At 72.9% G+C, this 12,344-nt stretch carries 13 protein-coding genes; 8 read left to right on the top strand and 5 right to left on the bottom strand.

The annotated features are described in order from the left end of the window. The first annotated feature begins 197 nt into the window (after positions 1-197). The 3 genes from AB0J55_RS40895 to AB0J55_RS40885 all read left to right on the top strand — a co-directional run bounded on the left by AB0J55_RS40895 (position 198) and on the right by AB0J55_RS40885 (position 2,049). Complete coding sequence (locus AB0J55_RS40895) at positions 198-590, top strand: DUF6221 family protein (RefSeq protein ID WP_103350506.1); 393 nt, start codon at positions 198-200, stop codon at positions 588-590. A gap of 48 nt (positions 591-638) precedes the next feature. After that, entirely contained in the window at positions 639-1,613 is a 975-nt protein-coding gene (locus AB0J55_RS40890; RefSeq protein ID WP_364261800.1) for an LLM class flavin-dependent oxidoreductase, read from the top strand. A 217-nt stretch (positions 1,614-1,830) separates the two neighbouring features. Beyond that, positions 1,831-2,049 (top strand): S1 RNA-binding domain-containing protein, encoded by a 219-nt coding sequence (locus tag AB0J55_RS40885; RefSeq protein WP_364261797.1) that lies wholly within the window; start codon positions 1,831-1,833, stop codon positions 2,047-2,049. Positions 2,050-2,079: 30 nt separating this feature from the next. Here AB0J55_RS40885 and AB0J55_RS40880 read toward each other — a convergent pair whose 3' ends face one another. Beyond that, positions 2,080-2,736, bottom strand: a complete 657-nt coding sequence (locus AB0J55_RS40880; RefSeq protein WP_364261794.1) for a maleylpyruvate isomerase N-terminal domain-containing protein — start codon at positions 2,734-2,736, stop codon at positions 2,080-2,082. Between the two features lie 19 nt (positions 2,737-2,755). Next, a complete protein-coding gene (locus AB0J55_RS40875; protein WP_364261791.1) occupies positions 2,756-4,309 on the bottom strand; it encodes a helix-turn-helix domain-containing protein in 1,554 nt (517 codons plus the stop codon). A gap of 118 nt (positions 4,310-4,427) precedes the next feature. Here AB0J55_RS40875 and pruA point away from each other — a divergent pair, with 118 nt between their 5' ends. After that, entirely contained in the window at positions 4,428-6,056 is a 1,629-nt protein-coding gene (pruA, locus tag AB0J55_RS40870) for an L-glutamate gamma-semialdehyde dehydrogenase (protein ID WP_364261788.1), read from the top strand. A 25-nt stretch (positions 6,057-6,081) separates the two neighbouring features. Beyond that, positions 6,082-7,011 carry a proline dehydrogenase family protein gene (locus AB0J55_RS40865; RefSeq protein WP_364261785.1) on the top strand — a complete coding sequence of 310 codons (930 nt, stop codon included), beginning with the start codon at positions 6,082-6,084 and terminating at the stop codon, positions 7,009-7,011. 51 nt (positions 7,012-7,062) lie between these two features. Here the strand turns inward: AB0J55_RS40865 and trxA are convergent, their stop codons facing one another. Beyond that, positions 7,063-7,434: a thioredoxin gene (gene trxA / locus AB0J55_RS40860; protein ID WP_176176156.1), complete on the bottom strand. Its 372-nt coding sequence runs from the start codon at positions 7,432-7,434 to the stop codon at positions 7,063-7,065. Between the two features lie 88 nt (positions 7,435-7,522). Here trxA and AB0J55_RS40855 point away from each other — a divergent pair, with 88 nt between their 5' ends. The 3 genes from AB0J55_RS40855 (at position 7,523) to AB0J55_RS40845 (ending at position 9,456) form a co-directional block, all read left to right on the top strand. Then, complete coding sequence (locus AB0J55_RS40855; RefSeq protein ID WP_364261781.1) at positions 7,523-7,765, top strand: DUF2630 family protein; 243 nt, start codon at positions 7,523-7,525, stop codon at positions 7,763-7,765. A 102-nt stretch (positions 7,766-7,867) separates the two neighbouring features. Then, positions 7,868-8,278 carry a YciI family protein gene (locus AB0J55_RS40850; protein ID WP_364261778.1) on the top strand — a complete coding sequence of 137 codons (411 nt, stop codon included), beginning with the start codon at positions 7,868-7,870 and terminating at the stop codon, positions 8,276-8,278. 35 nt (positions 8,279-8,313) lie between these two features. Then, positions 8,314-9,456, top strand: a complete 1,143-nt coding sequence (locus AB0J55_RS40845) for a DUF6596 domain-containing protein (RefSeq protein ID WP_364261775.1) — start codon at positions 8,314-8,316, stop codon at positions 9,454-9,456. 168 nt (positions 9,457-9,624) lie between these two features. Here AB0J55_RS40845 and AB0J55_RS40840 read toward each other — a convergent pair whose 3' ends face one another. Both AB0J55_RS40840 and AB0J55_RS40835 read right to left on the bottom strand, forming a co-directional pair. Next, complete coding sequence (locus AB0J55_RS40840) at positions 9,625-11,172, bottom strand: alpha/beta fold hydrolase (RefSeq protein ID WP_364261772.1); 1,548 nt, start codon at positions 11,170-11,172, stop codon at positions 9,625-9,627. Between the two features lie 69 nt (positions 11,173-11,241). Beyond that, complete coding sequence (locus AB0J55_RS40835; RefSeq protein ID WP_364261769.1) at positions 11,242-12,321, bottom strand: ATP-dependent DNA ligase; 1,080 nt, start codon at positions 12,319-12,321, stop codon at positions 11,242-11,244. Between the last annotated feature and the right edge of the window lie 23 nt (positions 12,322-12,344).

Below are 12,344 nucleotides of genomic sequence, written 5' to 3'. Positions count from 1 at the left end.
GCAATTCGCACTGCGCCGAATGCCCGAACCCAGGACGCGGAGTGATCACGCAAGTGCCCGCTGTCGCCTTTCGGGTTACAAATGTTGCACGGCCGATCTCGTTGTCACGATCTTGACCTCCGACGGCGTAACGTGCCGTTCCGAATCGACGACTCCCCGGGGCCATCGGGGAGCGGGTTCGAGGAGGGAGGCCCTGCGTGGACGACCTGATCGCATTCCTCGCCGCGCGTGTGGGCGCGCGGCAGGCGTTGATCATGCAGGCCGTCAACAAGGCGAAAGCCGGCGAGACGATGAACCGCGGCGAGACCAAGGTCGCCGTGGAGCAGAAGATCCGCGGGCTGACCGACCTCGAGCTCGACGTGGTCAACCAGATGATCAACGAGATCGAGGCGACCCGGCGGATCCTGCTCGCCCACCGCACCACGGTGTCGGAGAAGGTCCCCGGTTTTCCGCTCTACGGCAGCGAATACTGGTGTGAGACCTGCCACGTGCCCGCCGACGAGGCCGGCTCCAACTGGTGCCTCACCCTGCGCCTGCTGGCCCTGCCCTACGCCGACCACCCCGAATACAGCGAGCGCTGGCGGCCCTGACGGGAATCTCCGCGCACCACGGGTGTTGCACCCGGGGTGAGGTTTTCCGTGCTCGATCGCTCGCCCGTGCGGCGGGACGGCGGGACCGCCCAGGCGCTGCGGGACACCGTCACCTTCGCCGCCGGCATCGAACGGCTGGGCTACCACCGGTTCTGGGTGTCCGAACACCACGGCGTGCCCGGCGTCGCCGGGTCCGCGCCGACCGTGCTGGCCGCCGCCGTCGCCGGGGCGACCAGCCGGATCCGGGTCGGGACCGGGGGTGTGATGCTGCCGAACCACCGGCCGCTGGTCGTGGCCGAGCAGTTCGGGGTCCTGGAAGCGCTTCACCCCGGGCGGATCGACATGGGGCTCGGCCGGTCGGTCGGCTTCACCGCCGGTGTCCGCGAAGCACTCGGCCACGGGAAGGAAGCGGCCGACGGGTTCGGGGCGCAGGTCCGTGAGCTGCTCGGGTTCTTCGCGGGGGCGCACCGCGGTGTCCACGCCTATCCGGCCGAAGGGCTGCGCGTGCCGCCGTTCCTGCTGGCCACCGGCTCCGGCGCCGATCTCGCCGCGGAACTCGGCCTGCCGCTGGTGATCGCGCCGGTCCGCGGGCAGCGGGCGCTCACCGAAGCCGTGACGCGCTACCGGGACGGCTTCCGGCCGTCCGAGTGGGCGCGCGAACCCTACGTGGTGGTGTCGACGGCGATCGCCGTGGCGGACTCGGCCGCGGACGCGCGGCGCCTGCTCGTCTCCGAAGCCTGGGCGACGGTCTATTCGCGCTCCCACGGCGTCTTCCCGCCCCTGGAGCCGCCCGGCGACATCCTCGGCGGGCCGATGACCGCCCGCGAGCGCGCACGGCTCGAAGAGACCCTCGACGGCCAGATCTCCGGCACGCCGTCCGAGGTGGCCGACCGGCTGGGGGCGCTCGTCGCGGCCGCCGGAGCCGACGAAGTTCTGGCGACGACCGCCGCCTACGACCAATCCGCGCGTTTCGAATCTTTCGCCGCGCTCGCCGAACTGGCGGATCTGCGCGCGCCCGTGTGAGCCGATTTCCCGATGCCCGGACAACGCGTCGGAGAATTACCGTTCGCCGGTTTCCCCGCCCGGGCGCTATCCTTTTCCCGTGACTGCCGGGTCGGCCTCGAGCCGTGAGCAGACGGGGTACCCGGCTGTGCCGTGACCTCCGGGCGGCCCCGCGGGCCGCCGCCTCCTCGCACGCAACCCCCTGATCGGGACGTGCGCGGAAAGGAGGTGAAATCGCATGACCCCATGGCAGGAGTTCGTCGCGGCCCACGCCGAGGGCGGCGTCCTCGACGGCGTCGTGACCCGGGTGGTGCCGTTCGGCGCGTTCGTCGAGGTCGCGGACGGCATCCACGGCTTGCTGGTGACGGACGCGGCCCCGCAGGCCGGGACGCGGCTGCCGGTCCGCATCGAGCAGATCGACGTCGAGCGGCGCCGGTTCAGCCTGGTGAAGGCGTGACGTGAGCCGGGTGAGGCAGGGCGCCCTGCCTCACCCGAGCACGAACGGCAGCCGCGCGGCCAGGTCGCCCAGTGCCTCGCGCTCGGCGTCGGTGGCGGCGCGGCGACCGGTCCCCACCAGCAGCACGTCCTCGTCCGGCATCGACGCCGGGAACGCCGCCCCGGCGATCTTCTCCAGCATCACCCGCGTCCGGGCGACGCCCTCGGCGGGCGGCCCCGCCACCGACGGCACGTGCGCCACCAGGTCCAGGTGGTGCAGCGTCCACTCCAGGACGTACGCCGACAGGTAGTCGCCCGCTGTCAGGACCATCTCCTGCGTCGACACCCGCTCGCCGGGGTCCACCAGGTCCGCCGCCCGGCCCGCCGCCGATCCCACGTCGTCCAGGTGGAACTTCAGCAGCGCCGGGTCTTCGTACGCCGCTGCCAGGCGGACGATCAGCGCCGACAGCGGGTCGTCGCCCGAAGGAAGCGAGGACGACACAGCCCAGTACGTGATCGCGTCGTGCGTCAACGCCGAGGAAGCCGGAGTGGCGAGGGTGATCAGCACGTCCTGCGCGTCGATCACCAGGTGGCACACCAGGTCACGGACCAGCCAGCCCCGGCAGCCCGAGGGCTTCGCGAAGTCGGCGTCGGGCAGGGAAGCGACCGCGGCGCGCAACGCCGCCCACGTGCGCGAGAAGAGATCCACGCGCGCGAAGCTAGCAGGGTCAAAGCCGCAGCTGCAGCTGAGTAAGCAGGCGTTGGGCGGGGTCGTCGAAGTCCACCCCGGACACCTCGGCCGCGCGCCGGACGCGGTAGCGGACCGTGTTCGGGTGGATGCTGAGCACCCGGGCCGCCGCCCGGACGTCGCCGAAGGCGTTCAGCCAGGCCAGGACCGCCGGGACCAGGATGCCGCCGTGCTCGGTGTCGTGCTCCACCAGCGCCGTCAGCCTCGGGTCGCGGATGCGCGGCTGCGAACCCAGGTAGGCCAGGACTTCCGAGAGCAGCACCTCGGCGCGGACGTCGGCCAGCGAGGCGACGTCCGCGGCCCAGTGCCCGCGCGTCATCGCCGCCAGGACCCGGTCGGCGTCGCCGCGGGACGCCGCTGCCTCGGACAGCCGGGACACGACCCCGCCCAGGGCCGCCCGCACCGGGACGTCGAGGTGACGGCGGGCGGTGGCGGCGATTTCGCGCGCCAGCGCCAGCACGGCCGCGTCCGAGTGCTCGGGCAGGTCCGGCAGCAGCGCGTAGACGCGGCCGCCGATCACGCTCACCAGCGCGCTGCGCCGGTAGGCCGCGGTGTGCACGGCGATCAGGTGCACCAGTTCGGCCCGCCGCAGCTGCCGGTTGTCCGATCGCTCCAGCGAGAAGGCGAGCACCTGCGCCGGGCGCGCCGGGTCCGCGCCGATGTCGTCGGCGACGGACTCCGCGTCCAGCCGCCCTTCCAGCAGGCTGGCCAGGAGGTCTTCGCGCAGCCGCAGCTCCGGGCTCGGCAGCGTGCGGGCGCGGATCAGCTGGGGTGCCAGGGTGCGGCTCGCGCCGAGCAGGGCCGTCTCGGCGCGTTCGGTGAGCGGCTGGGCGCCTTCCTGGACCCAGATCGTGCCGAGCGGCTGCTTGCCCGCGTGGATGCCCGCCGCGATCCGGCGGCGGATGCCGAGCTCGGGCCGCTCGTCGATCCGCACGATCCCTTCGCCCGCGCGAAGCCGCTGGTAGACGCCCCATTCGCGGAGCATTGCGAGGTAGCGTTCCGGGCCTTCGCGGCCGAGGATCGACAGCCGCCGCAGCTCGTCGACCTCGTCGCCCGCCCGGGAGTACGCGAGCACGCGGTTCGCGGTGTCCTCGATGCTGACCAGGCCGCCGGTGAGCGTCGCGATGGTCTGGGCCAGGGCGAACAGGTCGCCGAGCACCTCGCCACTGGCCGCCTCGCCGCCCGCGCGCGCCACCTCGACGACCCCGCGGGCCAGCGCTTCCACCTGCTCCCAGCGCGCCTCGGTGCCGACGGTCAGCAGCGCGACACCGGCGTCGGCGGCGACGTCGGCGCCGGTCGCGCCCTTGACCGCCACCGCGGCCGCGCCGCCGCGCCCAGCCGCCCGGATCGCCGGCGCCGCCGCCCGGCCGCGCGCGCCGATCACCAGCACCAGGTCGCCGGGGGACGCCTCCAGGGGGTCCTCGGGGTCGAGGATGACGACATCGGCGACTTCGACACCGAGGCCGTGCGGGGCCACGACGACCTCGACGAGCGGCTCACCGAGGGTCGCCAGGACGTGTCGCAGCGAGGTCACCGCGGGGTTATCCGATCGGCCAAGATCATACGGACGATTTTAGCCGTTCGGACAAGTTCCTGGAGGGTGTCCGGAGTTACCGTTCGGGGCATCCGGACTACAGAGCAGAGGAGCCGCCGTGGACGCCGTGACCCAGACCCCCGCCCCGACGAACGAGCCGGTGCTGACCTACGCACCGGGCAGCGCTGAGCGCGCCGAGCTCGAGGGTGCGCTCCAGCGGCTGGGCCAGGCGGAACCGGTCGACCTGACCGTCACCATCGGCGGCGAACAGCGCCCCGGCGGCGGCGAGAAGATCGACGTCGTCCAGCCGCACAACCACAAGCACGTGCTGGGCACCATCCACAGCGCTACCCAGCAGGACGCGACCGACGCCATCGCGGCCGCCGCGAAGGCCGCGCCGGAGTGGCGCGCGCTGTCCTACGACGACCGCGCCGCGATCCTGCTGCGCGCCGCCGACCTGCTCACCGGCAAGTGGCGCGCCACCCTCAACGCGGCCACCATGCTCGGCCAGTCCAAGACCGCGACCCAGGCCGAGATCGACTCCGCCTGCGAGCTCGCCGACTTCTGGCGCTTCAACGTCGAGTTCGGCCGCCGCATCCTCGCCGAGCAGCCGATCAGCTCGCCGGGCGTGTGGAACCGGATGGAGCACCGGCCCCTGGAAGGCTTCGTCTACGCGATCACGCCGTTCAATTTCACCGCGATCGCCGGCAACCTGCCGACCGCGCCCGCGCTGATGGGCAACACCGTGCTGTGGAAGCCGTCGCCGACGCAGTCGTTCGCCGCGCACCTGACCATGCGGCTGCTCGAAGAGGCCGGCATGCCGCCGGGCGTGATCAACCTGCTGCCCGGTGACGGCAAGGCCGTCTCCGAGGTCGCCCTGACCCACCGCGACCTGGCCGGCATCCACTTCACCGGCTCGACCGCGACCTTCCAGCACCTGTGGGGCACGGTCGGCGCGAACATCACCGGCTACCGCGGCTATCCGCGCCTGGTCGGCGAGACCGGCGGCAAGGACTTCGTCCTCGCGCACGCCTCCGCCGACATCGACGTCCTGCGCACCGCCCTGGTCCGCGGCGCCTTCGAGTACCAGGGCCAGAAGTGCTCCGCCGCTTCGCGCGCGTACATCCCGCGCAGCGTCTGGAACGAGCTGAAGGACGGCCTGGTCGCCGAGACCGAGGCGCTGACCTACGGCGACGTCACCGACCTGTCGCACTTCGGCGGCGCGGTCATCGACCGGCGCGCGTTCGACAAGCACGCGGCTCTGTTCGACCGGGTCAGGGGCGACGGCTCGGTGGAGATCCTCACCGGCGGCACCGCCGACGACAGCGTCGGCTACTTCGTCCAGCCGACGATCCTCGTCTCGGACGACCCGAAGCACGAGATCTTCTCGACCGAGTACTTCGGCCCGATCCTGTCGGTGTTCGTCTACGAGGACGGCGGCTTCGACGACGTCCTGAAGCTGATCGACTCCTCCGCCGCGTACGCGCTCACCGGCGCGGTCATCGCCAACGACCGCACCGCCGTGGCGAAGGCGTCCGAGGCGCTGAAGTTCTCCGCGGGCAACTTCTACGTCAACGACAAGCCGACCGGCGCGGTCGTCGGCCAGCAGCCGTTCGGCGGGGCGCGGGCCTCGGGCACCAACGACAAGGCCGGCTCGATCTTCAACCTCCTGCGCTGGACGAGCCCCCGCTCGGTCAAGGAGACGTTCGTGCCGCCGACCAGCGTGCGTTACCCGCACCAGGGCTGAGCTCCCTCAAGACTGGAGGACCGACATGTTGCGTGCCCCGCTGCTCGCCGCCGCCCGGTCGAAGGGCATCCGGCGGCTCGTCGAGGCCGTGCCCGCCACGCGCTCCGTGGTGCGCCGGTTCGTCGCCGGGTCCGAGACCGCCGACGCCGTCCGCGTGGCCCGGGAACTGGCCGCGGACGGCCGCCGGATCACCCTCGACCACCTGGGCGAGGACACCACCGACGCCGCGCAGGCGGCGGCGACCGTCGCGGCCTACGAAGCCGTGCTGTCGGCGCTGGCCGCGGAGGGCCTGGCCGAAGGCGCGGACGTGTCGGTGAAGCTCTCGGCGGTCGGGCAGTTCCTGCCGGCGGACGGCGAGGACGTCGCCCTGGAAAACGCGCGGAAGATCTGCGCGGCGGCCGAGGCGGTCGGCGCGACCGTGACGCTCGACATGGAGGACCACACCACGACGGACTCGACGCTCGGCATCCTGCGTGAGCTGCGCGGCGAGTACCCGTGGGTGGGCGCGGTGCTGCAGGCGTACCTGCGGCGCACCGAGCAGGACTGCCGGGAGCTGTCCGGGCCCGGGTCCCGCGTGCGGCTGTGCAAGGGCGCGTACGCCGAGCCGGAGTCGGTCGCCTTCCCGGACAAGGCCGACGTGGACAAGTCCTACGTCCGCTGCCTGCGCGTCCTGATGGCCGGGCAGGGCTACCCGATGGTGGCCTCGCACGACCCGCGGATGATCGAGATCGCCGCCGCGCTGGCGGAGGAGAACGGCCGCACGGACGACGACCACGAGTTCCAGATGCTCTACGGCATCCGGCCGGAGGAGCAGGCGCGGATCGCCGCGTCGGGGGCGCGGATGCGCGTCTACGTGCCCTACGGCGACGAGTGGTACGGCTACTTCATGCGGCGGCTGGCCGAGCGCCCGGCGAACCTGGCGTTCTTCCTGCGCGGGCTCGCCACCCGGTCCTGAGACATGACGAAGGCCGCCCCCGCGGGGGCGGCCTTCGTCATGTGGTGGTGGTCAGGCCTGTTCGGCCTCGGCTTCGGCGGCCTTGCGCTTGACCTCGTCCATGTCGACCTCGCGGGCCTGCTTGATGAGGTCCTCGAGGGCGGCTTCGGGCAGCGCGCCCGGCTGGGCGTAGATCAGCGTCTTGTCCCGGATGATGGCCAGCGTCGGGATCGAGCGGACGTCGAAGGCGGCCGCGAGCTGCTGCTGCGCTTCGGTGTCGACGCTCGCGAAGACGATGTCCTCGTGCTTCTCGGAGGCCTTCTCGTAGACCGGCGCGAACTGGCGGCACGGCCCGCACCAGCTCGCCCAGAAGTCGATCAGGACGAACTCGTTGTCGGTTACCGTCTGGTCGAAGTTCTCGGCGGTCAGCTCAACGGTGCTCATGCCCTGGTCAACGAACCGGGCGCGGCGGGAATTCCCGGGGCCGGGGTAGCGTCTGCACGGAGCGCACCCGGCGACGAGGAGGAACAAAATGGCCGACGGCGAGATCCTGGGCCGGATCGACGAGCTGATCGCGGAGGAGCACGAGCTCCGGTCGCGCTCGGTCGGCGTGGGGCTGAGCGGCGGCGACAAGGACCGGCTCACCGCGGTCGAGCAGCAGCTCGACCAGTGCTGGGACCTGCTGCGCCAGCGGCGGGCGAAGACGGAGTTCCACGAGAACCCGGACGAGGCCGTGGCCCGCCCGGTGTCCGAGGTGGAGTCCTACCGGCAGTAGCCGGAAAAAATCTCCGGCGGCGATGTCGAAACGCCGGGACCGGCTCCGTCCCCGGGGTGGAAGCGGCCAGAATGGGCCGTCCGACACCGAGGGAGCACCACGATGGCCAAGTACCTGCTGCTCAAGCACTACCGCGGCGCGCCGGCCCCGGCGAACTGCGACGCGCCCATCGACCAGTGGACGCCGGAGGAGGTCTCCGCGCACGTCAAGTACATGCAGGACTTCGCGGCCAAGCTCGAGACCACCGGCGAGTTCGTCGATGCCCAGGCCCTGGCGCCCGAGGGCACGTTCGTCCGCTACGACGGCGAGGGCCGCCCGCCGGTCACCGACGGTCCGTTCCCCGAGACCAAGGACCTCATCGCCGGCTGGATGGTGATCGACGTCGACAGCTACGAGCGGGCCCTCGAACTGGCCGGCGAGCTGTCGGCCGCGCCCGGCCCGAACGGGGAGCCGATCCACGAGTGGCTCGAACTGCGGCCGTTCATGGCCGCGGCACCCACCATCACGGAATGACGGGGGACACCGTGGTCGAGCGGATCGGCTGAGCCGTGGACGAAGCCCTGCTCCGCAGCCTCACCCCGGGTGTCCTGGCCGTCCTCGTCCGCCGCGGAGCCGACTTCGCGGCGGCCGAGGACGCCGTCCAGGAGGCGCTGGTCGAGGCGTTCCACAGCTGGCCGGCCGACCCGCCCCGGGACCCGAAGGGCTGGCTGGTCACCGTGGCGTGGCGCAAGTTCCTCGACGCGACCCGCGCGGACGCCGCCCGCCGCCGCCGCGAGGACGTCGTCGAAGCCGAGGTGGCGCCCGGGCCCGCGGCGGACGTCGACGACACGCTGCAGCTGTACTTCCTGTGCGCGCACCCGTCGCTGACGCCGTCGTCGGCGGTCGCGCTCACGCTGCGGGCCGTCGGCGGGCTGACCACCCGGCAGATCGCGCAGGCGTACCTGGTGCCCGAGGCGACCATGGCGCAGCGCATCAGCCGGGCCAAGCGGACCGTGTCCGGGGTGCGGTTCGACCAGCCGGGTGACGTCGCCACCGTGCTGCGCGTGCTCTACCTGGTGTTCAACGAGGGCTACTCGGGGGATGTCGACCTCGCCGCCGAGGCCATCCGGCTGACCCGGCAGCTGTCGGCGTCGATCGACCACCCCGAGGTGGCGGGGCTGCTCGCGCTGATGCTGCTGCACCACGCCCGGCGCGCCGCCCGGACGGCGGCGGACGGCAGCCTGGTCCCGCTGGCCGACCAGGACCGCTCCCGGTGGGACACCGCTCTGATCGCCACCGGCGTGGAGATCCTGCAGGCGGCGCTGGCCCGCGACCGGCTGGGCGAGTTCCAGGCCCAGGCCGCCATCGCGGCCCTGCACGCCGACGCGCAGGACGCCGCCGACACCGACTGGGTGCAGATCGTCGAGTGGTACGACGAGCTGGTCCGCCTCACCGGCAGCCCGGTGGTGCGGCTGAACCGCGCGGTGGCCGTCGGCGAAGCGGACGGCCCGCGTGCCGGCCTCGCGGCCCTGGCGGAGCTGGACCCGGCCCTGCCCCGCTACACAGCGGTGTCGGCCTACCTCCACGAACGCGACGGCGACCTCCCGGCCGCGGCCAAGCTCTACGCCGAGGCGGCCCGGAAGGCGTCCAGCCTCGCCGAAGCCGACCACCTCACCCGCCAAGCCGCCCGCCTCAACACCCGCCAGCCGTGATCCGAGAGCCGACACGCGTGATTCAAGGGTCGACACGCGTGATTGAAGGGTCGACATGCGTGATTGGAGGGTCGACACGGCACTGATCTCGTGTCGACCCTCCAATCACGCGAGATGACCCTTCAATCACGGGAGATGACCCTTCAATCACGCGTGCTGACCCTTCCGTCACGCGGGGCAGAGGGTGCCGTCGGTGGGGATTTTGCCGTCGATCAGGAAGGCGCGGGCCGCTTCGGTGATGCAGGGGGAGGCGGGGAGGGCGCCGTGGCCGGCGCCCTGCCAGGTGATCGACACCGCGGACGGCATCTGGTCGGCCGCGCGGGTGCTGCCGACCTGGGGGGTCGCCGGGTCGGCCGCGGTGGCCGCGACCAGGATCGGCGGGACGCCCGGCACGCCCGGGGCCGGCAGCGGCTCGGTCCGCACCGGCCACGGGCCGCACCAGGCCAGCTGCTGGGCGACGACCGTGCCGAACTGCGGGTACTTCGCGCGCATCCCGGCCGCGACCTGGTCGAGCTGGTCGGCCGAGAGCCGGGTCTGGCTGTCGTTGCAGCGGGTCGCGATCGTGGCGTCGATCCGCGACGGCTGCGCGCGCGTGTCGTGCAGCACCGGCGAGACGAACGCGGCGAGGGGTTCGATGTTCCCGGTGCGGGCCGCGGTGAGCGCGTCGGCCAGCTCCGCCCACCGCGCGCGCTGCGTGAGTCCCGTGTAGACGGCGAACATCGCGACACCCGGGCCGAACGCGACGTCGTCGGCCGTCGACGCCGGGGTGCGCCGCAGCTGGTCGGTGAGCGCGGCCAGGGCCGCCTTCGGGTCACCGAGGGCGCAGTGCCGCGCCGCGCAGTCCGCGGCGAAGGCGTCCAATGTGGACTGAGCGCCGGCCGCGACGGCGTCGAGGACCGCGGCCGTGTCGGCGCCCGGGTCGGGCACGCCGTCGAGGACCATGCGCCCGACCTGGGCGGGGAAGCGGACGGCGTACTCGGCCAGCACCTTCGAGCCGTCGCCGTGGCCGAGCGCGTCGAGCCGCTCCATACCCAGCTGCTTGCGCAGTTCGTCGACGTCGCCCGCGGCGCGCCAGCTGTCCAGCGCGGTCTGGGAGTCGTCCAGCTCGATCGCGCACTGCTGGCCGGCCTTGCGGGCCGCGTCCAGCACGTCACCGAGGCCGCCCTGGGCCGGGTCGGCGTCGATGAGGTCGTGCCGGATGTCGGGGGGAACGCACTGCGCGGCGCCGGAAAGCCCGGTGCCGCGCCGGTCCAGGCCGATCAGCGAGAACTTCTCCAGGAACGCCGGCGGCAGCGCCGCGGCCAGCCGCGCGGCGTACACGCTGCCCGGTTCGCCGTCGACGTCGTTGACCACGACGAGCGGCACCGGCCCGCTGCCGGCCTTCAGCGCCAGCAGCCGCACCACCGAACGCCGCGGTTCGCCGGGCGCGTCGAGCGGGGCGGTGACGCGGGCGCAGGTGAAGTGCAGGCTGTCCGGCACGGCGGGGGTGCCGACGCGCTGACGCGTGTCGTCGTCGCAGTCGGCCCACTTCAGCGTCGGCGACTGCGGTTCGCCCAGCGGCGGCAGCGGCACCCCGGGCGCCCGGGTGGGCGTGCTGCCGGTCGTCTTCCCGTCGTTCTCGACCAGCGCCGGCCGGACCGACGGCCCCGCGGCGCAGCCCGCGGCGGAGACCAGGGCGAGCAGCGCGACCAGGAGACGGGTACGGCGGCGGCGCACGGGCGGGGTCCTCACGGTTTCGTCGATCACGGGCAGGCCGAGCTTCGCACGGCCGGTGTGGGACGCGGGTTAGCGGGTCCGCACCACCTGGCCGCGGAAGACGGCGTCGAGGTCGTAGCGGGCCGGCTCGTCTAGCTGGCCGTAGTCGCACGACGCGGGTTCGCGGTCCGGGCGCCACCGCACGAACCGCGCGTTGTGCCGGAACCGCGACGGCATCCCGCCTTCGGTGTTCTCGTAGGCGACCTCGACGACGCGCTCGGGCCGCAGCGGCACCCATTCGTGTTCGGTGGCGCGCCAGCGCGTGATGCCGCCGGGGATGCGCTGGCCCTCGCCGGTGGCCCGGCCGCCCCAGGGGTGGTCCTCGCCGTCGGTGATCAGCGGCGCCAGCTCCTCGGCCAGCTCGCGGCGGCGTTCCTTGGGGAACGACCCGACGGTGCCGACGTGGTGCAGCACGCCGGCGTCGTCGTGCAGGCCCAGGAGGAAGCTCCCGACGAGGTCGCCCGGGCCGCCGTCGACGTGCCAGCGCAGGCCGGCGAGCACGCAGTCGGCGGTGCGCAGGTGCTTGTACTTGAGCATCGCGCGCTTGCCGGGCGTGTACGGCTCGTCCAGGGGCTTGCCGATGACGCCGTCGAGGCCCGCGCCTTCGAACAGCTCGAACCAGTGCCGCGCGGTGTCCGGGTCGGTGGTGGCCGGGGTGAGCGGGAACCGGTCGCCGGCCAGCTCGGTGAGCCGTTCGCGGCGCTTGGACGTCGGCTCGTCGAGCAGGGTTTCGTCGCCCAGCGCGAGCACGTCGAAGGCGACGAACTCGGCGGGTTGTTCGGCGGCCAGCAGCGTGATCCGGCTTTCGGCGGGGTGGATCCGTTCGGTGAGCGCGTCGAAGTCGAGCCGGCCCCCGCGCGCGACGACGAGTTCGCCGTCCAGCACGACCCGCGGCGGCAGGATCTCCAGCAGCCGCGCGACCGCCTCCGGGAAATACCGGTTGAGCGGCTTTTCCGCGCGCGACTGCAGGTACAGCTCGTCGCCGTCGCGGAAGACGATGCAGCGGAAGCCGTCCCACTTCGGTTCGAACAGCAGGCCCCCGGAGTCCGGGATGGCCTTGGCGGGCTTGGCGAGCATCGGCTTCAGCGGCGGCTGCAGCGGTAGGGGCATGCCCCGCATTCTGCGGAAAACCC

Origin of the sequence: Amycolatopsis sp. NPDC049688 (assembly GCF_040674975.1) — a bacterium.
In the GTDB taxonomy this organism is placed as follows: Bacteria; Actinomycetota; Actinomycetes; order Mycobacteriales; family Pseudonocardiaceae; genus Amycolatopsis.
This window is presented reverse-complemented; position numbering and strand designations above follow the sequence as displayed.

Excerpts from the sequence above, each read along its gene's own strand:
- AB0J55_RS40850 (WP_364261778.1), top strand. The coding sequence starts at position 7,868 with ATGGCCAAGTACCTGCTGCTCAAGCACTACCGCGGCGCGCCGGCCCCG.
- AB0J55_RS40885 (WP_364261797.1), top strand. The coding sequence starts at position 1,831 with ATGACCCCATGGCAGGAGTTCGTCGCGGCCCACGCCGAGGGCGGCGTC.
- AB0J55_RS40835 (WP_364261769.1), bottom strand. The coding sequence starts at position 12,321 with ATGCCCCTACCGCTGCAGCCGCCGCTGAAGCCGATGCTCGCCAAGCCC.
- AB0J55_RS40865 (WP_364261785.1), top strand. The coding sequence starts at position 6,082 with ATGTTGCGTGCCCCGCTGCTCGCCGCCGCCCGGTCGAAGGGCATCCGG.
- trxA (WP_176176156.1), bottom strand. The coding sequence starts at position 7,434 with ATGAGCACCGTTGAGCTGACCGCCGAGAACTTCGACCAGACGGTAACC.
- AB0J55_RS40855 (WP_364261781.1), top strand. The coding sequence starts at position 7,523 with ATGGCCGACGGCGAGATCCTGGGCCGGATCGACGAGCTGATCGCGGAG.